A 20,305-nucleotide genomic window follows, 5' to 3' on the forward strand; every position below is an offset into this window, starting at 1 on the left:
TGATATGAGCTGTAAGCCTCTTGTTTCAGTTATAGTCCCTGTATATAATGTTGAAAAGTACTTGTTGGAAAGTGTCGAAAGCCTTCGAAAGCAAACTTATCCGAATCTGGAAATAGTTCTAGTTGATGACGGATCTCCAGATAATTGCCCAAGGCTCTGTGACGAATTAGCTGCGCAAGATAATAGAATAATGGTTGTGCACAAGAAAAATGGAGGGCTGAGTGATGCTCGAAATGCTGGTATGCAGGTGGCTACTGGCGATTATGTGTTTTTCATGGATTCAGATGATGAAATTACTCCGAATTGTATAGAACTGCACTGTGAAGCTATTGCAAAAAATAATGCCGATTTTTCCATTGCGAATATCCGCATTATAGGCAGTAAATCTGCGGTTGTGAAAGATTTGAATCCCAATTTAGATGAAAACCAACCTTTAAAAACATATTTGAATAGAGAGTGGAGTGCGAGTGCTTGTAATAAATTGTATAGGAAATCTTTTTTAACGAAATGCGGAATTCTTTTTAAAAAGGGTTTGCTACATGAGGACGTGTTATGGTCCTTGAAGAATTCTGAATACGCCCGTAAAATAGCCGTTGTAAAAGAGGCTACGTATCTTTATAAGATAAGGAATGATTCGATAACAACAGAATGTGTTAAGAAAAATAGAATAGACAGTTTGCTTTTTATTCTTCAAGAATGCTGGGCTGACTGGCAGGGAGGTTTAATTCCGGAACCTTTAAAAAATATCTTTGCCAAATTTGTGGATTATTGGCGCTTTTATACAGCTCTTGCATTGTTGCGTTTTGATGGAACCTATGGAGACCGTCAAAAGTATTATCGCGAATTGAAAAAATTAAAGGTTGAAGGGCAATCTTTCAATAAGTACGGATTCTTTATGAATCTTCCCTATATCTTTTTTTTGTTGGTTATGCTTCCAACATTAAAAGCGTATAAATGCGTTCAAAAAATTGCAAAACAATAAAACCAGAATTCTGAAACAAACTGATTGGAAAAACCAAATGAATTGTGATGCGTTCGTTCCTTAGGATCGTGCGTAGTCATCTAGTTTGTTTAATAATTCAATAGATTTTGAAAGTGTTACTTTGCGGCAGAAAAGCATGCCGCTTTGAATAACTTCTTCATAATCACGAGCGTCTAAAATTAGTGGAAGTGATTTGGTGGGGCGTTTTGGATGTCAATCAATGTATCTCAAAGAAGTTGTTGTTTCGATATTTAGTTGCTTCACAAAGGGATGAAGAATTGTTTGGAAAAAAAGCTCGTCGGAACAGGCTGTGAAACGGAATCGTTTTGCCATTGCAGAGTAGTCTTGGTGATGAGAAGATAGCCGGGTAATTACAGTTTTGTTAAAAGATCACCATTGCCAACCCGCAAATAAATTTTCAATATAAGGTATTTTTTTTATGCTTAGCATTTTGGATAGGATGCGCTTAAGCAGCAACGGCTTTATGTTTATATCATTTAGATGGTATCGACATACTCTCGTCCAGGGTATTTTTTCTTTCTCCAAAGAAGAGCTTCGTCTTCTTTGTCGTAATACAAAAAAGATTTTCCATTGTTCTTTTCAAAAAAAATCATCTAGTAAATTATTGCTCACTATAGGATAATCATGTCCTGAGATTAAATGGAAGTAATCCATGTTGATTCCGCAAGTTAATGCTGATTTCATTAGTTGAAATTCTGCTTCAACTTGTGAAAAGCCTCCCCATGATACTCGTACACGAGAGTCATTAGGTAATATTGTCAAACCTTTTAATGAAAAATTAAAGTGTTCCTTAGAAATTTTACGATCAATATGCATGAAAATAAAGTGATTTGGGGCAATCAATCTATTTACAATACGTAATGCTAATTCAGGCTCGTCGTGTACCATCATCAAAAAAGCATGATTCATATGAACTCCGTGATGCTTGTGCTTTTATGGAAAACCCATGAATGATTGTGGTGTGATTGTTTTTTATGTAAAAATAGTTGCTATGGGTGAGACCGTTTTAACAAAAGTGCCTTTACTTTGTTTTTAAGAGCGTTCCGCATCTCTGTTTCTAGGCCAACAAACCAAGATGATGTGATGACGGAAAGAACGGAAAGAATTACTACCGCGAAGAACGATAGATAAGATTCGTCGCTTAGTTTGTAATACAAAAAGAGCGGTGCTGGCAAAGCACAACACAAAACCTTAAAACAAGGAACGAATACTGAGGAGATATCCTTCCATTTATAATTGACAATTTTTATTATCAAAAGAGGTTTTATCACAAGTCCGAGGAATGCGTATGTAAATAGACTTGTCCACGACAAGGCTTCAGGAGAAAAACCTAATCGAAAAAGAATATATACGATTGGAAATTGTATGAAGCCTAATAGGGGGGAAATTAGTGCGTTTTCTTTTAGGCGACCTTTTGCATAAAGGGCTCTATAGAAGGATGTGTCGAATACGCAGAATAAACTTTGAATTATCGCCAGTTGTAAAAAGATTATGGTATATTCTGGGACTGTTTTTAACCATAATGTTAAAAGTTGCTTTGTTCCAAGGCAAATCGGAAGACTTAAAAGTAGCATTAAATAAAAACTGAATTTTGTGGTTGCTAACAAAAGTTGCTTTGAACCTTCATAATCTTTGGCAGCATATTTTTTTACAATTTGCGGATTTGCTGCTGTTTGAAAGTTTGTTACAAATTGATTTGCTGCGGCGTTGACTTGTAGCGATATGGCGCGAGCTGCAACGACAGCTGGAGAAAAAAACATGTTTAACAGAACTAGAACCCCTTGATTATTCAATGCGATTGCGGTGTTGGCGAATAAGCTCCATCCTGAAAAACTAGCGATTTCTTTAAAGAGTTTTTTATCGAAATAAAATCGAAATTTCGTCTCGTCAAAATTTCGGATACAGTAAAGTCTGTAAAAAATGATAATTCCTATTTGTAATAAACACAATAGTAAAGCATATAACTTTAGCTTGTCGATGGAGCCTATTTCCAAAAGATATATAATTAGCAGCTTTAATGATGCCTCAATTATACTAACGTAAGCGTAAATGCCCATTTTTTCGTGAGCGATAATGCTAGCTCCATACGGAACTTGCGTGAGAGAAAAAAAAGCAGTTATTACGGAAAGATGAAGAACAAATTTGGCTGCGTCAAGACGTTCAGGTGCAATCACTAGTTTGTTGTGCAAGAACCATAAGCCCGCTGATTCCGCTAAAATGGCAATAAAGATTGCTAAGCAAAGGTGTGCTGTCAACGTCGTGGAAAAAATGTTTTTTAATTTCTGCGGATCGTTTTCGCCCAATCCGAATGTTATAAAGCGGGATGACCCTGTACTCAGAGCGTTATTAACAAAACTCAAGAAACCGACAATCCCGCCTACAGCTTGATAAATGCCATAGTCGTCAACGCCCAAAATCTGTAAAACCACGCGTGATGTATACAATGAAATGATCATTGTGAGCATCATGCGGAAATACAGGAAAATAGTATTTCTTGCGATTGTTTTGTTGGACGAGTTCATTTTTACAGTATCGAAAAATCGCAATTGTCTGGATCATAGCGTAGGCGACTATTGATATTAATTCCGTCGATATGAGCCATGTCTTCTGCATCTAATTCAAAATCGAAAATATTCAGATTGCTTTTTTGATGTTGTTTACTCAAGCAACGAACTAGTGGAATAACTCCGTTTTGTACGTGCCAACGTAAAATGATCTGAATGAAATTTTTATGGTACTTTTGCTCTAGACGTTTTAGTAGGGGTAGTCTTACAAGACGGTCGTCGTAGCGAGCAAGGGAGGTGTATGCCTCGACGAGAATGTCCTGAGATTTATAGAATTCAATAAGAGGCTTCTGAGTGAACAGCGGGTGGATTTCAAATTGACCGATTTCGGGACGGTGTTTGCAAATAGAAAAAATCGCTTCTAAATGATGCTGATGGCAATTGGCGACTCCCAGATGCTTTACATATCCTTCTTCGTACAATTTTTCCATTTCGCGCCACGTGTCGAGATATAAATCTGTTACAGGCCAATGGAATTGTAGAATGTCGACATAATCTGTTCCGAAGCCTTCAAGACATTTGAAGAACTCTTCTCGAACAGAATGATTTCGTTGGGCCGCGTTGCTGACACGAGTTGTTAACAGAAGCTCAGATCGTGCAATTCCAGATTTTTTTATGGCTTTGCCGATTAGAGAGCCGTCTCCGTAAGCAGAAGAATAGTCTATAAGGCGAAAGCCTTGCTGCAATGCACTTGATACAGAATCAATGTACTTGTTTTGCGCTAAAGGTCGTCTATAAAGCTTGTTTTGGACTTTGTCGAGAAACAGGAAAATACCTTTTTTCTGTTTCTTCATTTTTGGGGAATATCCCATACCCCCTGGACCGAATCCAATTTGAGGAATTGTATTGTTTTTTAAAAGGCCTTCCAGTTTCATCTTAAAACCTCAATATCGTTCCGCCCCAGCTTAAACCCACTCCAAAACCTGCAATCATGACCTTCATTCCGGTTTTAATTGTTCCATCATTTAGGCTGTTCTTGAGACCAATCAATATTGTTGAAGAAACAGTGTTGCCTGTGTTTTCAAGGTTGATGTAGAATTTGTCTTTAGGAAGGCCGCACACCTTGCGTATAGTGCTCAACATAAACTTGTTTGCCTGGTGAAAAACAAAATAATCAACTACGTCTTGGTCCAATTTGTTTCGATACAGTACATTCTGCATCATTGGTGGAACTATATCTAAAGTAAAATTGAATACATCTGAGCCGTTCATGTAGAGATAATCATCTCTACGAACATGACCTTCCTCGTCAACGGATTCTTTGCCGTTGGGTTTTGGTTCGCGAGCTGCACCTGTTTTCAAAATCAGACTTTCTGCGCCACCGCCATCTGTGCCCAAGTCAAATTCACCAATTTCTGCAAAACCTTCTGTTGAAATCAAGCATGCTGCGGCGCCGTCGCCGAAAATGGAACGGTTGCTTTTGTCTTGTGGATGCAGATATTTTGTGTATGTTTCCGCAGTCAGTAACAATATATTCTTCGCAATATTTGCAGCAACTAGTCCCTTGGCAATTGCTATGCCATAAATGCAGCCCGAACAACCAAGATTGTAATCGAATGCTCCAGCCGTTTTAGGAATTCCCAGTTTATGCTGGAGTATGCATGCTGTTGAAGGTAGTGCGTAATCTGAACTTTGCGTACACAACAACACAAAATCGATAGACTTCGGATCTATGGAATATTCTTCGAATAGCTTGCGGGCAGCCTTTTCGGCTAGATCACCAGCAGTTTCGCTATTACTTGACAAATGTCGTGAGTTCACACCGACCTTCGCGGCGACCTTTTCGACGCTCCATTCGGGAAATTCCTTGACAAGTTCCTCGTTCGTAAGAACGTGTTCTGGGAGATAATACGATATCGCTTTAATAAACGCCATTATTCATCCACGCCAAAATAAAGTATTGTTCCTGCCCAGGAAAGACCAACTCCAAATCCAGCAAGCATGACTTTTGCGTTATTCTTAATAAGTCCTTGCTTTAAACATTCTTTTAAAGCTATTGGCACTGTCGATGATGTCGTGTTCCCGGTGCTTTCAATGTTGACGTAGAACCGGTCTTTTTCCAAACCGCAAACTTTTCTTATCGTGTTCAGCATATATTTGTTTGCTTGATGGAATACAAAATAGTCAACATCGCTTTGCTGCAAGGAATTCCTTTCTAGAGTTTCCTTGATGAGCGTCGGCAGCCTTTCTACAGTAAAGCCGAAAACGGAGGCCCCATCCATATAGAAGAAATCGTCTCTCCGCGTATTTCCTTCGGAATCGACCATTTCTTGGCCTGTTAATTCAAGTTGGCGGGCGGCACGATTTTTTACGATTAGCATGTCGCCACCGGAACCATCCGTTCCTTTGACCAAGGAGCCGATCTTAGCAAGCCCCGATTTGGAGATTACACTAGCTGTTGCCGCTTCCCCGAATAAGATCCTGTTGTTATCCTGAGGATGCATAAATCTTGTTATTGTATCTCCCGTCAACAGCAAGATGTTCTTTGCGAGTCCGCTTTCCACAAAGCTATTGGCTATTCCGAGACCATATACATAACCAGAACAGCCTAAGTCAAAGTCGAAGGCTCCAGCCGTGTTGGGTATGCCTAGTCTTGATTGAATGGAACATGCGGTAGGTGGTAAAAAATGGTCCGGAGTCTGTGTTGCAAAGATTACGAAATCTATTTCTTCGGGAGAAATTCCGTATTCAACGAACAGTGCCTTTGCTGCCTCAACTGCCATGTCCCCTGCAGTTACGGATGGAGCCGCGATATGTCGAATGTTGACACCGACACTTTTCGCAATTTTGGAAACTTCACAGTTGATTAGCTCTTTTTGCAAATCATCATTTGAAAGTTCTTTGGGTGGCAGGTAATAAGACAAAGCCCTTAAAAAAGCCATTGTTCATCTCCTTATACAAGAACGCCTTCTCCACCGCCGGAGATATTGATGCTTTCTCCCGTCATCCAGGAGGATGCTGCGCTTAACAGGTAAATAACCAAATTTGCGATGTCTTCAACTCTGCCAAAACGTTTCAATGGATATTTTTGTTCTGCTTCACGCAGAGTATCTTCGTCAAGAACTTTCGTGATAAGTTCTGTCCACACCATGCCGGGGCAAATGCAGTTTACCCGAATAAGTCTAGGCGCTAATTCAAGAGCGAGGCATTTCGCATACGAAATAAGGGCACCCTTAGATGCGCTATAGATGGCATTGCCCATAGAGGGGGATTCTGCGGCTCTAGAGGCTATGAATACGATGGACGCTCCCTTATTTATTTTTTTTGAAGATAGCAGGGAGGCTTGCAATAACATTGGAGCGTTCATATTTGTACGCATTACAAAATCTATATCAGATTGCGTGATGTTTTTACAAGGGACCCTGTTTGCAACACCAGCACAATGAACAACGCCGTCTAAAGAAGGCATTGCATTTACCAATCCATTTAAAGAGGATGAATCCAGAATATCTGCAGGTGCGACAATGTGATTGCCGCTAGGCATTTCCTGAAATGTTTCTTGCAGCCGTTCTACATTCCTGCCATTCAAGACGATGGATGCGCCCATTCTAGCGCAGGCGATAGCAACTGCTTTGCCTATACCGGATGAAGCTCCTGTAACAAGAATGTTTTTATTCTCTAATGAAAATGGATTGAAACTGTTCATTGCTTATTTGGACTCCACTAAAGCCTTGAGCTCTGCAACAGTTTCGCATGAGCGAATTTCTTTGCCCGTAATCGTTTTCCCATATTTCGTTTTTGCCATAGCGATAACGGACATGTTTATCAATGATCCCCATTCGTCCAAATCCTGGAAAATGGTGTCGGCGGTAATTTCCGATGCGTCCGTATCGTCAAACACATCTGCAAAATTTTTGATAAATTCATCAAGATTCATTTTTTTTCTCCTGTTGTTTAGTATTTCCAATAAACATCTTCGTCTACGACCTGCGCTGGGTTCCCGGCTACCATCGTGAATGCCGGAACTGCAGATGCGACAAGGGCTTTTGCTCCAATGATGGCTCCATCGCCAATCTTTGCTCCTGCAATTATGGTGCAGCCCTCACACAGCCAAGCGTGTTGCCCGATATGCACTGGCCTGGTATTTTTATAACCGCGGCGGGCGATGTAGTGATTGCCGTTGTTGTCGCGGATTGTAACTGCACGACCAATCATAACACCTCGTCCGAAATGAATGTGCTCGCCGCAAATAATCGTGCTGTTGATATTGGTCCCGCCAATTCCTTCCACATGGAATAACGCATTCTTGAAAATTTCTAAATCGCTACCGTAAAAAAGTACCCAGTCGTCGTCAACCTGCCAAGTTGCACCATCTTCTATCAAGACTCTTGTTTCCAACTTGGAATTTGCAAATTTTTTCTCGCCGATTTTCAGTATGCCGTTGACCTTTAGGCATGACTTGGGGTGAAGCTCTAGGACAACATGCTTGGATATTAGCACATAATGCTTTAAGGATATTGTTGTATGCACTCTTGAACAGAGCAGATTATAGTAGATGTTTTTCCACCAAGTAGAAAGACTAAAGCCGGAGACTCTTATAACCGCTTTAACAAAGCCAAGGATGTTTTTCAGCTTCCTTTTTGACGAAATGGGGCTGTCAATAGGTCTTGATATATACTTCTTTGCAACAGCTCCGAACGAGGAACTGTCTAAATCCTTGTAGAATTGTTCCCTGTCAACGAGTGGAGGGTTTAATGGTTTCACTAGGGCTGGGTTTTTGGCGAGAACGGATTTGAATGGAATAATCTGTTCGTTTATGCTTGCCTTGATGGATTCGAAGTATTTCATCCCCTTTTGGGAATTGACCATTACCAGGGATGTTCCCATATCCCCATCTAAGTCTTTACCAACGATTTTTTCCGCACCCCAGAGATCGGCCAGTGTTATATCAGAAATTCTGGGAAAATCCTTGAACTTGCAGTCATAACATGACGGCCTTGAATAGACTCCCGTATTCAGGTATCCGACTGTGAAATAGTTAATATCCCTTGTGTCATAAAGGGTTTGTCCATTCGCAAATCGAATCTTTGATGTCAATTGCCGCCAACCAAGCTCCTTGTTTTTGGCTTTATAATAAACAACCTTTGAACCAAATCTATCTTCTAGATAATCAAGATATTTTCTAAATACCTTCGGAGAATTTGTGCCTCGGCAAATAAAATCAACAATAATCAGGTTTTCGTAGTCTTTCTTTAGGAAAGCTCGCAGAGCAGCCATTTGACAGGGCGAACCACAAACAAGGACCCTTTCTCCTGCTTTGACTAAATCACGAACAGCTATGTAAAGCCCTTCCGTATCGCTCTGAAGATATTTTGAACTCCTTAGGGTGGACAAATCCTTTTTGTTGTTGGAGATGAAGAACTTTACGCCATAGTCTTCTGTAAAAATGGCTCCACCAACATAGCCTCCTGCTTTGTAGGTTGCTTCTGCCAAAGCGGAAAAAAGACCGCCGGAGGTGGAATCAAATCGGATTTCGATATTCTTGTGGATGGCTGCATGGCATTCTGATTGCGGCAAATCGTTTTTTTTGAGAGAATCAATGTTGATAATTGGACAAACTTTCTCACATAATTTACAGTCAATGCACAAATTTTGGTCCACTTCGGGGTACCAAAATCCCTCTATATCAGTCTTGAACGATATCGCTTTCTTGGGACAAACATCCCCGCAGGCTTTACAGCCGCAACATTGTTCTTTGGAAGAAAGATTAATCATATTAATTCTCTAGAGCGATTTCCAACCAATTAAATGAAAATATACATTTTTCTTTAAGTTTTTCTAATCTGCGTAGGTTCAAGAGAATCTTAAAATGGGACTTTTTACGGCATTGGTTGTAGAGATTCCTGTTTTTTCAAGGGAATACTGAAGAAGGCTTTTCTATGAAAAGAACCTGTTACAACATGTGATATGTTGCTGCGGGTACTTAACCACGCGGGTTGGTGTGATGCCTGATGTTCCTATCTTGAAATTATCCTTTGACCGAAATTTGTATTTATAGCTGATTGATTAAACTGTCTAATTCCGTTATACGATTTAGAATAGTGCTTTTTAACATGTTGATGGATGTGTAGAAATCTTCTTTTTCATCTCCACAAGCATCTGCTGATATGTCAATAGGCCATTTTTTAAGGTTGGCTTCATTTGACTTGTATATGAGTGCTGCAATTGAGTCTATAAAATTAGTTGTTCCTATGAAAAAGTTTTTGCGAGTGTTCCATTCGTTTTTTACGATGTCCAAAAAATAATCTTGTTTTTTTAGAGCGTCTATCCACATTCGATGTGTATTTCGTAGTCCCTTTTTTGTAGGGGTAAATGTTTGCCAATCAAAATCCCATATTGGTCCGAAATTTAAAACAGTATCTTTGTGGACAAAAATGCTTTTAGGATGATGCATTTCGTCATTTTGTGCAATTTCATATATAATCCAATAAGAGGCGAGACTCTGAAGATTTAAGTATTGTTGAATGTCTAAAGAATTGCACTTCCCGTATAAAATACATTCTATAGTGTCTATATAATCTTGAATGTAATTGAATTGTTCCTCGGATAATTCCTTGGGATATTTAATATTTGCAGGCAGATTTTTGAAGGAAGTTCTGAACTTGTTGTCTTCGTCATAGTGAGTATCGAATTCAATTAGAAAACCGTTTTCATCTAATTCTAACCGATTCTTTTTGACTTCTACTTTCTCACAAATGTAATAGTTGCCTATGTATTTTCTGTTAAAAAAAACATCAACGAATCTTCCGCTAGGAGTCCATTTAAGAGATGTCCTACGTGCGATTTCAAACGCCACGGCATTCCTTATTAAAGTCCTGTCTCTATAGTTAGCTAGCATAACCCATTTCTTCGCTTTGGGCATTCCAAGAAATGCTTGCTTCTCATTGAATTTTATTGCATAGGGTTTTTTGGGATAACTCCATGTTGTATTCCCCCTCCCTCTTATAGTCAGCTCCATCACTTCGCTTTCGGGGGCGTCCGCGCCCCATACTTGCAGCTTGGCGGGGATCTCTGTTTCGCGGTCCTTGATTTCTCGATGGTTCTCTGTTTCGATGACGATTCTGGGAATGCCTGCGTAGGGGTATTCCGAGTCGTCAATGGGGAGGTAGTTTAGTTCTGTGAAGAGAGGGGTGGCGTCTTCTTCTACATCCCAAAAGGCGACGATTTCGTTATCTATTCTTTCGCTATTACTACATCCAAACCCCAGGCAACAGATGACGATGCCTAGGAGCAGGGGGAGTGGTTTGGCGAAATGATAACGCATCTTTACAAATATAGATTATTTGTAAATTGCTGTTAGCGTCAGGGCGTTCTTGGAAAATATTGTACGCGTGCTGTTGGTGTCTCCGTCGCTCCAGCCGCCCCATTTGTGGCCTTTTTGCGGCTTTGCGGTGAGTGTGACGGGGTAATTCTTGAAAAAGTCGATGGTGATTTCGCTTTCGTTCAGGGGGAGCCCGTGCACCAAAATGGTGCCGGGGCCGCTGGTGGCGAGCGTGACGGGTACCGTTTCTTCGAGGTCAAAGAAATCGCGGAGGTTGTCGGTGACGATGCCTGCACGCGTCCTTGCAAATTCCTTGATGATTTCCAGCTGTTCGTCCATGTGGGCTTTGTCGTGCGACCAGCGTTGTTGATCGCGCGGAATTTCTTGCTCGATTTCGGACATCATTTTGTCTATGCGTGCAAGGATTTTACTTTGTTCAAAATTTGTTTGCAGGAGTACTGCCAAGCGGTTGATGAATGCGGCTTCGAACTCTTTGTTCTTGAGCAGGCATCGGATGAGGAAGGTGGCGATAGGCGCATTTTTATTGTAACCGACTTTCGCCTGCGAGGTCATGTATTCAAAAATGTTGATGTCGTCGTAGGGGAGCGTGCCAAAGCCCGCGTCCATATCGTACAGAATCCATTTCCATTTGCTTTGCGGGTTTACAATGTTCCATCTTTTCAAGTTGTTGCCAGGCCAATCGAGATTGTTCGCAAAGATTTCTGTATGCAGGTAGTTCAAAAGGTTGTCGATATCGATGAGCGAATCGATATGGGCGTAATTGCTGTCAATGTCTAGGCTGTGGCTCTTAAGCCATTGAATGAGTGCACTGTAACTGGTGGCAGAACCAGCCGTGGACTTGCCACTGCTTTTGAGCAAGTTGATGTTGTTCTTGCTGATTCCGTAATGCGTTTCGATGTAGGATTCGTTAGAACGTTCGCGCAAATCGTGGATGCCGAAATATTCCCCGTTGTAGTACACGGTTGCAAAACGCCCGCGTTGGTAATCGACGCCGAGCCCCTCGCTGAGTGAACTGGCGAGGCGGTCGCGAATGTAGTCGTTCGAAAAATTGTTGCCGTTGTTGCGCAAGATAAAGCTCTTGAATACAGTGAGCTCAGGAAATTCCGGAAACAGCGGGTAATGGAGCCTTTTGTCGTCGTATTTTTCGCGGAAGTTGATGGCGACAGATTTTTTGGGATTTATGCGGCTGTACTTGCCGAAAATTTTGAGACCGGCGTGCTTTGCGAAGGCGGGGTAGTTCTGGTCGCTTTCGACGAGCTCCACGTATACGGGGATTTCTTTGTCGAGCCAGTAGTTGGCACCATCGTGCGGGACTTCTTCCTGGGCGTTGAGGCCGGTCATGTAGATTCCGCTGTCGGGGTCAAAGAGCGAGTTCGGATCCGCAGTGAGGAATACCGCCGCGATGGTCGGCTTTTCTTCGAAAATGTAGGTGCGGATGATTTCGGTTTTTGCCGTGTCAGAAAGATGGAGGCAGCGGATGGTTGTGGTGGAGTCGAATCGAAAAGTCGATGCGCGCTGGCTTTGGGCGTTTGGGATTTTGCCGCCGGCTTCGCAGTTCAAAGAATCGTTTTCGGGGAGCTCGACGGTGAATGCCTCCGTGAAAAAACCGGATTCCGGGAACTCGCTAAAGACTTGTTTGGCGACCGGTCGCCCTCCGTAATTTTGCCTTGTATTGTTGGCATAATCGCTGTTGCTGCAGGCGCAAAAAACGAGTCCAGCGAGCGTGCAGAATAGGGATGGGGTGGCGATGCGGGGCATTTAGGGCAAAAATAGCAAAGTATTAAAATAATATGCTTTTTTTTGGCGTTTTTCCGCCTTTTTTGTTAAGATTCATTTATATTACGCTATGGAGTATTAGTGTAAGAGGATCCCATGAAGTTTAACGTTTGGGTATGTGGGTCGGTTGGATTTTTATGGGTTGTGGCGATGATTCTGTTGCTTTCGGCGACAGGGGTCTTTGCTGAAGACATGATCGCCACGGCTTCGAACGGTTCAACGGTGATTCTGCACGATAACGGCCGTTGGGAATACCACCAGAACAATTCAAAAATTCGCGATGTACGCCCGAGCGCCATTCCCGAAGACGCTAAATTCCAGATTACCGTCCAGTACGAAAATGCGAACAAGATCAAAAAAGACATTCGCATGATGATGGATGGCGAATTTGCCACCGAAGAAGAAATCCGTGACAGTCTGCGCAAGGTGCCCAAGGGCGGCATGGTGTACTTTCAGGTGCCCACCAAGCAGATTAAGCCGGGGTTCACCCGCGAGCTGACATACTACATTTACGACAAGGGCAAAAAGCCGATTTTTTCGAAGACGGCCCGCGATAGCGAAGCTACCCCAACTCCCGAAACCAGCAGTATTTCGAACTTGATGGTGGTCCCGCTTTATGCTAAGCCCAAATCCAAAGTGCTCAAGGCGAAAGTCGTGAGCGAATCCGCCCGCCAATCGCTGGAGTTCGATATCCCGATTAAATAAGTCTTCCGTGTCTTCCCGGGCTTTGACCCGGGATCTCCTTTTTTTTGTATGAAATTTGCTGTTGTAGATTTAGAGACGACTGGTGGAACGGCTGAAGAGGGCCGTATTACCGAAGTCGGCATTGTGTTGATGGATGATTGCGAAGTAGTCAAGACTTATTCGGCGATGGTAGACCCTGGCATGCCGATTCAGCCTTTTGTGCAGAACCTGACGGGCATTACGGATGAAATGGTTCGCGGCAAGCCGCAGTTCGCGTCTATTGCCGAAGAGGTGGCCGAACTTTTGAAAGACCGCATCTTCGTGGCGCACAATGTCCAGTTCGACAGCAAGTTCATGCGCACGGAGCTCAAGCGTTGCTGCATCAAGATGGATCCGCCGAGGCTTTGTACCGTCAAGATTGCGCGTCGCTTTTTTCCCGGGCTTCCGAGTTACAGCCTGCATAAGTTGACGCAGGCGTTGGAGTTACCGGAATTCAATCATCACCGCGCTTTGGATGACGCTTTGGCTGCGGCTGAGATTTTGAAGCTGGCCTACAATAAGGTCGGGCCGGAAAAGATCCTGAAAGAAGTGAAGAACCTTTCGACCCCCAAGAAAGCGAAAGTCGAGGCTATTTAGGTTATTTGATTATTCCCGCCCCCTGTCAACCCGGACTCGATCCGGGTTCAGCATTTACTGCTTAATTATCCCTGCGCGATACTTCATCTTGAGTATGCGGGCGGAGGATTCTTCGATTCGTTCGCGGTAATACTTACTTTGTTTGGAAAGCGCTTCTAAGTAATTCACCATTTCTACCGCTTTCTGCGGGTAGGTAATCATGAACATGTCGTTGCCGGCCATTAAGGCGGTGCGCACGAGTTTCCTGAAGTCCTTGGCGGGGTAGTTCTTGCTACGCACGCGTTCGTTGCCGCTCACCCAGGCGCGCAGGCTGACGCCCCACAGGTCGTCGGTCAGGATCACGGTTTCGGGCGACATGTCGCGGGCCATCTTCACAATCTTCGGCTCGAATACGGCGGGGCGGCTAGAGATGCGCACGAAGCTCACGCTGCTCATCATGGTCACGGGAATATCGTTGGCGAGCGTCTTGAAAAATTCCACATTCTTCGCCACTTTAGCCTTGGGTGTCGAGCTCACGGCAATTTGGTGGTCGCTGTTGGTCCAGGAATCGTAACCCGGGAAATGCTTCGAAACGCAGGCTACGTTGCTTTCGCGCATGCCTTGCACAAAAGCGCGGACTTTAGGTGCGTTCAAGGTGTCTTCGCCCCAGGAACGCTTGGATTCTTCCATGAATGAATTCTTGCCGCGGCTGTCCTTGGCGGGGTCGAGCACGGGAGCCAAATTCAAGTTGATTCCAACACTGTCGAGGACGGCGCCGATTCTTTGGGCCAGCGCGCGAATGGAATCTTCACTCATGGCGCGCATTTGCTTGGCGCTCGGGGTGCGCTCCCATTGCGGTGCCACGACCGAGATACGGTTCACGTAACCGCCTTCCTGGTCGGCGGCCACCAGCGGCTTGATTCGCATGTTCTCGTTGACGGTGCGGATATTTTCCGTGAACTTGTCCAGATTTTTCAGGTGATTTTTCATCACCAGGTATCCGCCGAATTCGTGCTCGAGCATGAACGATGCGGGCGTCATGTAGACCATGACCATCTGCGCCGCCTTCTGCTTGATCGTCAGCGAATCCCACAGCGGCATAAGCTCGCGGGGGAGACCGTAAGGCGTCTCGACTTGCTTTTCAACCTCAATCGATTCCGTCAGCGAATTCAGCGGAACAAACTTGTAATCGGGCAGAGAATCCTCCGCCTGCACAATGGCGAATGCCGCAAGTAAAAATGTGACTGCTCTTTTTAGGTGCATTCCGCGGGCTACTCGGCTTTCTTCTTGCCAAAGCGTCTCGGTTTGAATTCACGGGGCGGGAAGTCGAACTTGAGCTTGCCGCCTTTATCCAAATAAAGGTATGCGTCAAAGGTGCGGTGGGTCTTGTTGCTGCGGAAACCCTTAAGGAGCGTCGTCTTTTCGCCGGCGAGCATCTTCTTGATTTCTTCCAGCGGAATTTCCTTGCCCAGGAGAATCTTCGGGAGCGTAATGCCGCTGGGTTCCTTTTTGAGGTAAGAATCGCTCACGTAACCGGTCATGGTTTCGTACACGGCGGCGCCGTCTACAGGAGACTTGCCGACCTCGGCTCCGACTTCTACTTCTTCGGGCTTTTCGTCGAATACAAATTCAATCTTGTTTTCGTCGTTGATAATCACCACTGCCGAGAATTCGGCACCGCGCTTGCTGCGGAATCCGGTAAGCGGGCCAATCTTCCTGTTGGTCAAGAGCTCGGTGATTTCTTCGGGAGTGAGTCTCTTGCCGCCGATCATCTTGCGGATCACGATGCCGTCTTCGGTGGTGTAGCGGCTCACGGTTTCGAAAACCTTCTTGCCGTTCACGGGGCTAAACGGAGCTTCGCCGGTGGTGCTTTCTTCCTTGAATCCCTTGATGTTCTTGACCATGGTGCGCGTCATGTCGACGATGCCTTCCATGAACTTTTCGCGGGTTTCCTTGCCCTTCTCGATTTGCTCCATTTTATATTCCCAGTTACCTGTGAGTTCCGGGCTGGTGAGCGCTTCGATGTCCATGGCCTTCAGCACCTTGATGAGGTCGAATGCCTTGGCGGTCGGAATCATGTCCTTGCCGTCGCGAACCACGTACTTGTCGCTGACGAGCTTTTCGATAATGGCGGCGCGAGTTGCCGGCGTTCCAAGTCCGCGTTCCTTCATGGCGTCGCGGAGTTCTTCGTCTTCCACCAACTTACCGGCGCTTTCCATCATCGAAAGGAGCGTGCTTTCGGTGTAGTGTGCAGGCGGCTTGGTAAAGTCTTCCTTTTCTTCGAGGGCGACCGTCTTGGCGGACTTGCCCTTCAGGGCCGGGATGCTGGATTCGTCGTCGCTGTCCTTGCCGTACACGGCCTTGAAACCCGGATCCACCAGCACCTTGCCTTCGGTGAGGAAGGTTTCGCCTTCAACGGTCGTAATTCGGGTGGTGTTTTCGTACTTGGCAGGCGGGAAGAACACTGCGATGAATCGCTGGCAAATCATCGTGAAAATCTTCTGTTCGGCTTCGGTCAGGCCCGAGGGCATCACACCGGTGGGGATGATGGCGAAGTGGTCCGAAATCTTGGAGTTGTCGAACACCTTGGGGGTCTTCACGACCCAGTTGTTCTTGAGGGCGGTCTCGGCGAATTTGGCGAGCGGACCTTCAATCTTTCCAAGCGTTGCCTTCACCGGGGCCACGTAATCTTCGGGCAGGCAACGGCTGTCGGTACGCGGGTAGGTGGTCGCCTTGTGGCGTTCGTACAGAGCCTGCGCAATTGAAAGGGTGGTCTTGGCGCTAAAGCCGAAGCGGTTGTTTGCTTCGCGCTGCAAGGTCGTCAAGTCGTACAGCGGGCCGCATTTCTGGAGCGATGGGGCGGAGGTTTCTTCCACGGTGCCGGCCTTGCCCTTGCACTTTTTCAGGATTTCCTTGACTTTCTTTTCGTCAAAAATCTGCTTGACCTTGTCCTTGCCGTCTTCCTTGCTGGTGGTGAACCACTTGCCGGGGTAGTGGCTGCCGTCGTTGTCGAATTCGGCTTCCACGGTCCAGAACTTTTGCGGTACAAACTGCAGGCGTTCTTCTTCGCGGTTCACAATGATGGCGAGCGTCGGCGTCTGCACGCGTCCGCACGGGGTCACCTGGAATCCGCCCATGCTGCTGTTGTAGGCGGTAAGTCCGCGGCTTCCGTTCATGCCAATGAGCCAGTCGGCTTCGCTACGGCAAAGGGCGGCGGCCTTCAGGTTTTCCATTTCGGAGCCGTCGCGCATGTTTTCGAATGCTTCCTTGATGGCGGCCGGGGTCATACTCTGCATCCACAGGCGCTTGATGGTCTTGCCTGTGAACTTGCCCTTGAGCACATACTGTAATATATAGAAGAAAATCAGTTCACCTTCGCGGCCCGCATCGCATGCGTTCACGATGGTCGTCACGTCCTTGCGCTTGATGAGCTTGCTAAGAGCGGAAAGCTGGCCCTTGGTGGCCGGTGTGGCAACCAGCGGGAATTCCTTGGGGAGCATGGGGAGCGTGCTCATTTCCCACTTCTTGTACTTCTCGTCGATTTCCTTGGGGTCGGCGATTTCGACCAGGTGGCCGATGGCATGGCTCACGATGGTGGTGTCGCTTTCGTAGTGGGTCTTTTCGTTCTTGAAACTCTTTTGGCCGAGCACGCGGACCAAGTCCAGGGCCACACTCGGTTTTTCGGCGATAATTAAAGTCTTGCCTTCGACCGGGGCTTTTACCGCCTTCGTTGTTTTCTTTGCAGCGGTAGTCTTTGTCGCTGCGGTCTTTGTTGCTTTTTTAGTAGTAGTTGCCATCATTATTTCCATTTGAATCGTCCGAACAGGCCAAAAAGCACGGCCAGCACGGTAAAGGGGGCGTGGATAAATTCAACAGGAATGCACCATTTTAAAAGGTGTTCCTGCCTAAAGATCCTAAGCCCGCGAAGAATTAAAACCAAATCACCAACACATTTGGCGACAAATGCGATAATTGTCGCGATAAAAATCTCGAAACTGAACGGCGAAAGTACCGCCGCTATACACTGCATGGTCAGGAACAGGAATACCATGCTGAGTACAAATACGATTTTCGGTGTATAATAGATAGTCTTCGACGCCCAGCGCTTGCGTTGCTCCCAGAGCTCCTTCAAGGTTTCTTTGCCGTTGGTGGTCACGAAGGTGCTTTCGGCGATGCAGTATCGCATGGCCCAGGGGCGGTCGGCAGCCAGTTTTTGCATTAGCAGGTCGTCGTCGCCGCTCTGGATCTTGATGACGTTGTCGAACCCGTGCACGCTTTTGAAGAAGCTCTTGCGGTAGGCGAGGTTGTTACCGGTGCTCGTGAGCGGGAGTCGCATGGCGAGGCCCGCGGTGCCTGCGACGCGGTAGATTAGCGTCTCGATAGCCTGCATGCAAATGAGCACGCTTGACTTACCGGGGATTGTGGGAATGTAGGAATGTCCGGCCACCAGTTCAATGCCCGGTTCGAATTCGGCCGTAATGCCCGTGACCCAGGTGGGCTTTACCAGGCAGTCGGCGTCGGTCAGGCACAGAATTTCGCCTTCGCATGCCTCGATCAGCAGCGAAAGCGCATGCTTTTTCGGGCTGACCCCTTCCGGAATCTCTTTGATCGTCAAAACGTGCAGTCTGGGGTTCTTGGCAGCATATTCGGCCAAAATAGCCGGAGTTTCGTCGTCACTTCGGTCATCGGCCACCCAGACGTCCCATTCGCCACGGTAGTCCTGGGCCAAAACCGAGTCCAAGGTCTCGCGTATGCCGGCCGCCTCATTGCGCGCGGCAATCAAGATGCTCACCTTGGGGGCGGGCTCCACGTCGGAGTTCCCCACGCGCACCGAACCCAGCGCACGGAAGAACCGCGCCTCCAAGACTATATAGAATAGTCCGAACACAGCCAAAAGGCCGATGACCAGGTATGTGAGCACCGTAAAAAACATTTTCCGCGCAAAATTTAGTTCATCGGGGCGGCTTTGGAAAATGACGCCCGCCAAAATGGCCTTGTTTTTTTGCGCACCTTTCGTTTTTGTTCCAAAAACCGCAAAATTATATTTATATTACACACAGGAAAGTGGAGGCCTGCCATGAAATTAAACGCATTGGTCAATAAATATAATAGTGCGAACTTGGTGCTCCGCATCGCAATTTCGATTGTGGTGGGTGCGCTCTTGGGCGTGTTTCTGCCGTCGCAAAAATGGATTTCCGAATTCGGCGTGCTCTTTGTAGGCGCGCTTAAGGCCGTGGCGCCGGTACTGGTGTTCATTTTGATTATCTGTTCCCTTGCCAATGGCAAGTCCCGCTTGGACCGTCGTTTTGTCCGCGTGGTTGCCCTATACCTGGTGGGTACGCTGCTAGCGTCCTTTGTCGCCGTGGGGTCGAGCATCATGTTCCCGCAGAATCTAGAGTTGAATGTGTCGGCCGACGTTTCGACCGTGCCGACCGATATTTACGAAATCTTGCATAATTTGTTGGTGAATGCGGTGTCGAATCCGTTTGCGTCTATTTCCGATGCGAACTATATCGGTATTCTGGTTTGGGCTGCCTTTATGGGTTTTGCTATCAAGAAGATTGCAAGTCCGGTGACGTTTACCGTGCTGCAGGATGTGTCGAATGCGGTTTCGATGGTGGTTCGCTGGATTATCAATTTGGCCCCGCTCGGTATCATGGGTATTATGTATACCTCGGTTTCTACGAACGGAATCGGAATTTTCAAGACTTATGGTTCGCTCATTCTGGTTCTGGTGGGAACCATGCTTTTCGTGATGCTTGTTGTGGTGCCGGCTCTTGTAGGACTTGTGTTGCGGCATGACCCGTATCCGCTGGTGCTCAAGTGCCTCAAGAGCAGTGCCGTTACGGCCTTCTTTACCCGCAGTTCCGCCGCGAACATTCCCGTGAACATGGCGCTTTGTAAAAGGCTCGGGCTCGACCGCGAATTTTATTCTGTGTCTATTCCGCTGGGTGCTACCATCAATATGAGCGGCGCGGCGATTACCATTACGGTGATGGCGCTTGCTACGGTGCATACCCTCGGAGTGCCGGTCACATTAACCTCGACTTTGATCGTTTGCTTGCTTGCAACCATTGGCGCCTGCGGTACTAGCGGTGTGGCGGGCGGTTCGCTCCTCTTGATTCCTCTGGCATGCGCTCCCTTCGGCATTTCGACCGACATTGCCATGCAGGTGGTGGCGATCGGCTTTATCATCGGCGTGATTCAAGACAGTATGGAAACGGCCCTGAACTCAACGACGGATGCCATCTTCACGGCGACAGCCGAATACGCCGCCTGGCGTAAGCAGGGCAAGCCCTTGCCCAAGGAATTGTTCCACGAGCATAAGGCCGAAGAACATGAATCTGAGGATCACGAAACCGAAGAACATGATGCATAAAA

General features: G+C 46.0%; 17 protein-coding genes. 4 read left to right on the forward strand and 13 right to left on the reverse strand.

Features of this window, described 5'->3' with window-relative positions; genetic code table 11:
- Nucleotides 1–4 precede the first annotated feature (4 nt).
- Nucleotides 5–982, forward strand: coding sequence for a glycosyltransferase family 2 protein (locus B7989_RS02280; protein ID WP_088626994.1), 978 nt, complete (start codon nucleotides 5–7; stop codon nucleotides 980–982).
- Nucleotides 983–1,582: 600 nt separating this feature from the next.
- Here B7989_RS02280 and B7989_RS02285 read toward each other — a convergent pair.
- From B7989_RS02285 to B7989_RS02330, 10 genes are all read right to left on the reverse strand, one after another.
- Nucleotides 1,583–1,912 (reverse strand): beta-1,6-N-acetylglucosaminyltransferase, encoded by a 330-nt coding sequence (locus tag B7989_RS02285; protein ID WP_088626995.1) that lies wholly within the window; start codon nucleotides 1,910–1,912, stop codon nucleotides 1,583–1,585.
- Between the two features lie 80 nt (nucleotides 1,913–1,992).
- Nucleotides 1,993–3,471 (reverse strand): lipopolysaccharide biosynthesis protein, encoded by a 1,479-nt coding sequence (locus B7989_RS02290; protein WP_233144217.1) that lies wholly within the window; start codon nucleotides 3,469–3,471, stop codon nucleotides 1,993–1,995.
- Nucleotides 3,472–3,527: 56 nt separating this feature from the next.
- The gene (locus B7989_RS02295; protein WP_198959535.1) at nucleotides 3,528–4,442 is read right to left on the reverse strand and encodes an aldo/keto reductase; all 915 of its coding nucleotides are present in this window, start codon (nucleotides 4,440–4,442) and stop codon (nucleotides 3,528–3,530) included.
- A 1-nt stretch (nucleotide 4,443) separates the two neighbouring features.
- Nucleotides 4,444–5,442, reverse strand: a complete 999-nt coding sequence (locus B7989_RS02300) for a 3-oxoacyl-ACP synthase III family protein (RefSeq protein ID WP_198959536.1) — start codon at nucleotides 5,440–5,442, stop codon at nucleotides 4,444–4,446.
- Nucleotides 5,442–6,449, reverse strand: a complete 1,008-nt coding sequence (locus tag B7989_RS02305) for a 3-oxoacyl-ACP synthase III family protein (protein WP_088626998.1) — start codon at nucleotides 6,447–6,449, stop codon at nucleotides 5,442–5,444. Before B7989_RS02305 ends, B7989_RS02300 begins: the two co-directional genes overlap by 1 nt.
- 11 nt (nucleotides 6,450–6,460) lie before the next feature.
- The gene (locus tag B7989_RS02310) at nucleotides 6,461–7,213 is read right to left on the reverse strand and encodes an SDR family NAD(P)-dependent oxidoreductase (protein ID WP_088626999.1); all 753 of its coding nucleotides are present in this window, start codon (nucleotides 7,211–7,213) and stop codon (nucleotides 6,461–6,463) included.
- A gap of 3 nt (nucleotides 7,214–7,216) precedes the next feature.
- Complete coding sequence (locus B7989_RS02315) at nucleotides 7,217–7,444, reverse strand: acyl carrier protein (protein WP_088627000.1); 228 nt, start codon at nucleotides 7,442–7,444, stop codon at nucleotides 7,217–7,219.
- 17 nt (nucleotides 7,445–7,461) lie between these two features.
- On the reverse strand, nucleotides 7,462–9,282 hold the full coding sequence (locus B7989_RS02320; protein ID WP_088627001.1) for a Coenzyme F420 hydrogenase/dehydrogenase, beta subunit C-terminal domain: 1,821 nt from the start codon (nucleotides 9,280–9,282) through the stop codon (nucleotides 7,462–7,464).
- Nucleotides 9,283–9,559: 277 nt separating this feature from the next.
- The gene (locus B7989_RS02325; RefSeq protein WP_088627002.1) at nucleotides 9,560–10,831 is read right to left on the reverse strand and encodes a CotH kinase family protein; all 1,272 of its coding nucleotides are present in this window, start codon (nucleotides 10,829–10,831) and stop codon (nucleotides 9,560–9,562) included.
- Nucleotides 10,832–10,846: 15 nt separating this feature from the next.
- Entirely contained in the window at nucleotides 10,847–12,607 is a 1,761-nt protein-coding gene (locus B7989_RS02330) for a CotH kinase family protein (RefSeq protein WP_088627003.1), read from the reverse strand.
- A gap of 114 nt (nucleotides 12,608–12,721) precedes the next feature.
- Between B7989_RS02330 and B7989_RS02335 the strand changes: the two genes are divergently transcribed.
- Nucleotides 12,722–13,330: a hypothetical protein gene (locus B7989_RS02335; protein ID WP_144264942.1), complete on the forward strand. Its 609-nt coding sequence runs from the start codon at nucleotides 12,722–12,724 to the stop codon at nucleotides 13,328–13,330.
- A 48-nt stretch (nucleotides 13,331–13,378) separates the two neighbouring features.
- Nucleotides 13,379–13,945, forward strand: a complete 567-nt coding sequence (locus B7989_RS02340; protein WP_088627005.1) for a PolC-type DNA polymerase III — start codon at nucleotides 13,379–13,381, stop codon at nucleotides 13,943–13,945.
- Nucleotides 13,946–13,999: 54 nt separating this feature from the next.
- Here B7989_RS02340 and B7989_RS02345 read toward each other — a convergent pair whose 3' ends face one another.
- From B7989_RS02345 to B7989_RS02355, 3 genes are read right to left on the reverse strand one after another with little or no spacing between them, the layout of a single operon-like run.
- Nucleotides 14,000–15,187 (reverse strand): glycoside hydrolase family 3 N-terminal domain-containing protein, encoded by a 1,188-nt coding sequence (locus B7989_RS02345; protein WP_088627006.1) that lies wholly within the window; start codon nucleotides 15,185–15,187, stop codon nucleotides 14,000–14,002.
- 8 nt (nucleotides 15,188–15,195) lie between these two features.
- Nucleotides 15,196–17,721, reverse strand: coding sequence for a DNA topoisomerase III (locus tag B7989_RS02350; RefSeq protein ID WP_088627007.1), 2,526 nt, complete (start codon nucleotides 17,719–17,721; stop codon nucleotides 15,196–15,198).
- 2 nt (nucleotides 17,722–17,723) lie between these two features.
- Nucleotides 17,724–18,857: a glycosyltransferase gene (locus B7989_RS02355; protein WP_088627349.1), complete on the reverse strand. Its 1,134-nt coding sequence runs from the start codon at nucleotides 18,855–18,857 to the stop codon at nucleotides 17,724–17,726.
- Between the two features lie 144 nt (nucleotides 18,858–19,001).
- On the opposite strand from B7989_RS02355, the gene sstT reads away from it, so the two are divergent.
- Nucleotides 19,002–20,303 carry a serine/threonine transporter SstT gene (gene sstT, locus B7989_RS02360; protein ID WP_088627008.1) on the forward strand — a complete coding sequence of 434 codons (1,302 nt, stop codon included), beginning with the start codon at nucleotides 19,002–19,004 and terminating at the stop codon, nucleotides 20,301–20,303.
- Nucleotides 20,304–20,305: the final 2 nt, after the last annotated feature.

The organism is Fibrobacter sp. UWB5, assembly GCF_002210295.1.
In the GTDB taxonomy this organism is placed as follows: domain Bacteria; phylum Fibrobacterota; class Fibrobacteria; order Fibrobacterales; family Fibrobacteraceae; genus Fibrobacter.

Coding starts and splice junctions, on each gene's coding strand:
- B7989_RS02280 (WP_088626994.1), top strand. CDS start 5: ATGAGCTGTAAGCCTCTTGTTTCAGTTATAGTCCCTGTATATAATGTT.
- B7989_RS02285 (WP_088626995.1), bottom strand. CDS start 1,912: ATGAATCATGCTTTTTTGATGATGGTACACGACGAGCCTGAATTAGCA.
- B7989_RS02290 (WP_233144217.1), bottom strand. CDS start 3,471: ATGATGCTCACAATGATCATTTCATTGTATACATCACGCGTGGTTTTA.
- B7989_RS02295 (WP_198959535.1), bottom strand. CDS start 4,442: ATGAAACTGGAAGGCCTTTTAAAAAACAATACAATTCCTCAAATTGGA.
- B7989_RS02300 (WP_198959536.1), bottom strand. CDS start 5,442: ATGGCGTTTATTAAAGCGATATCGTATTATCTCCCAGAACACGTTCTT.
- B7989_RS02305 (WP_088626998.1), bottom strand. CDS start 6,449: ATGGCTTTTTTAAGGGCTTTGTCTTATTACCTGCCACCCAAAGAACTT.
- B7989_RS02310 (WP_088626999.1), bottom strand. CDS start 7,213: ATGAACAGTTTCAATCCATTTTCATTAGAGAATAAAAACATTCTTGTT.
- B7989_RS02315 (WP_088627000.1), bottom strand. CDS start 7,444: ATGAATCTTGATGAATTTATCAAAAATTTTGCAGATGTGTTTGACGAT.
- B7989_RS02320 (WP_088627001.1), bottom strand. CDS start 9,282: ATGATTAATCTTTCTTCCAAAGAACAATGTTGCGGCTGTAAAGCCTGC.
- B7989_RS02325 (WP_088627002.1), bottom strand. CDS start 10,831: ATGCGTTATCATTTCGCCAAACCACTCCCCCTGCTCCTAGGCATCGTC.
- B7989_RS02330 (WP_088627003.1), bottom strand. CDS start 12,607: ATGCCCCGCATCGCCACCCCATCCCTATTCTGCACGCTCGCTGGACTC.
- B7989_RS02335 (WP_144264942.1), top strand. CDS start 12,722: ATGAAGTTTAACGTTTGGGTATGTGGGTCGGTTGGATTTTTATGGGTT.
- B7989_RS02340 (WP_088627005.1), top strand. CDS start 13,379: ATGAAATTTGCTGTTGTAGATTTAGAGACGACTGGTGGAACGGCTGAA.
- B7989_RS02345 (WP_088627006.1), bottom strand. CDS start 15,187: ATGCACCTAAAAAGAGCAGTCACATTTTTACTTGCGGCATTCGCCATT.
- B7989_RS02350 (WP_088627007.1), bottom strand. CDS start 17,721: ATGGCAACTACTACTAAAAAAGCAACAAAGACCGCAGCGACAAAGACT.
- B7989_RS02355 (WP_088627349.1), bottom strand. CDS start 18,857: ATGTTTTTTACGGTGCTCACATACCTGGTCATCGGCCTTTTGGCTGTG.
- sstT (WP_088627008.1), top strand. CDS start 19,002: ATGAAATTAAACGCATTGGTCAATAAATATAATAGTGCGAACTTGGTG.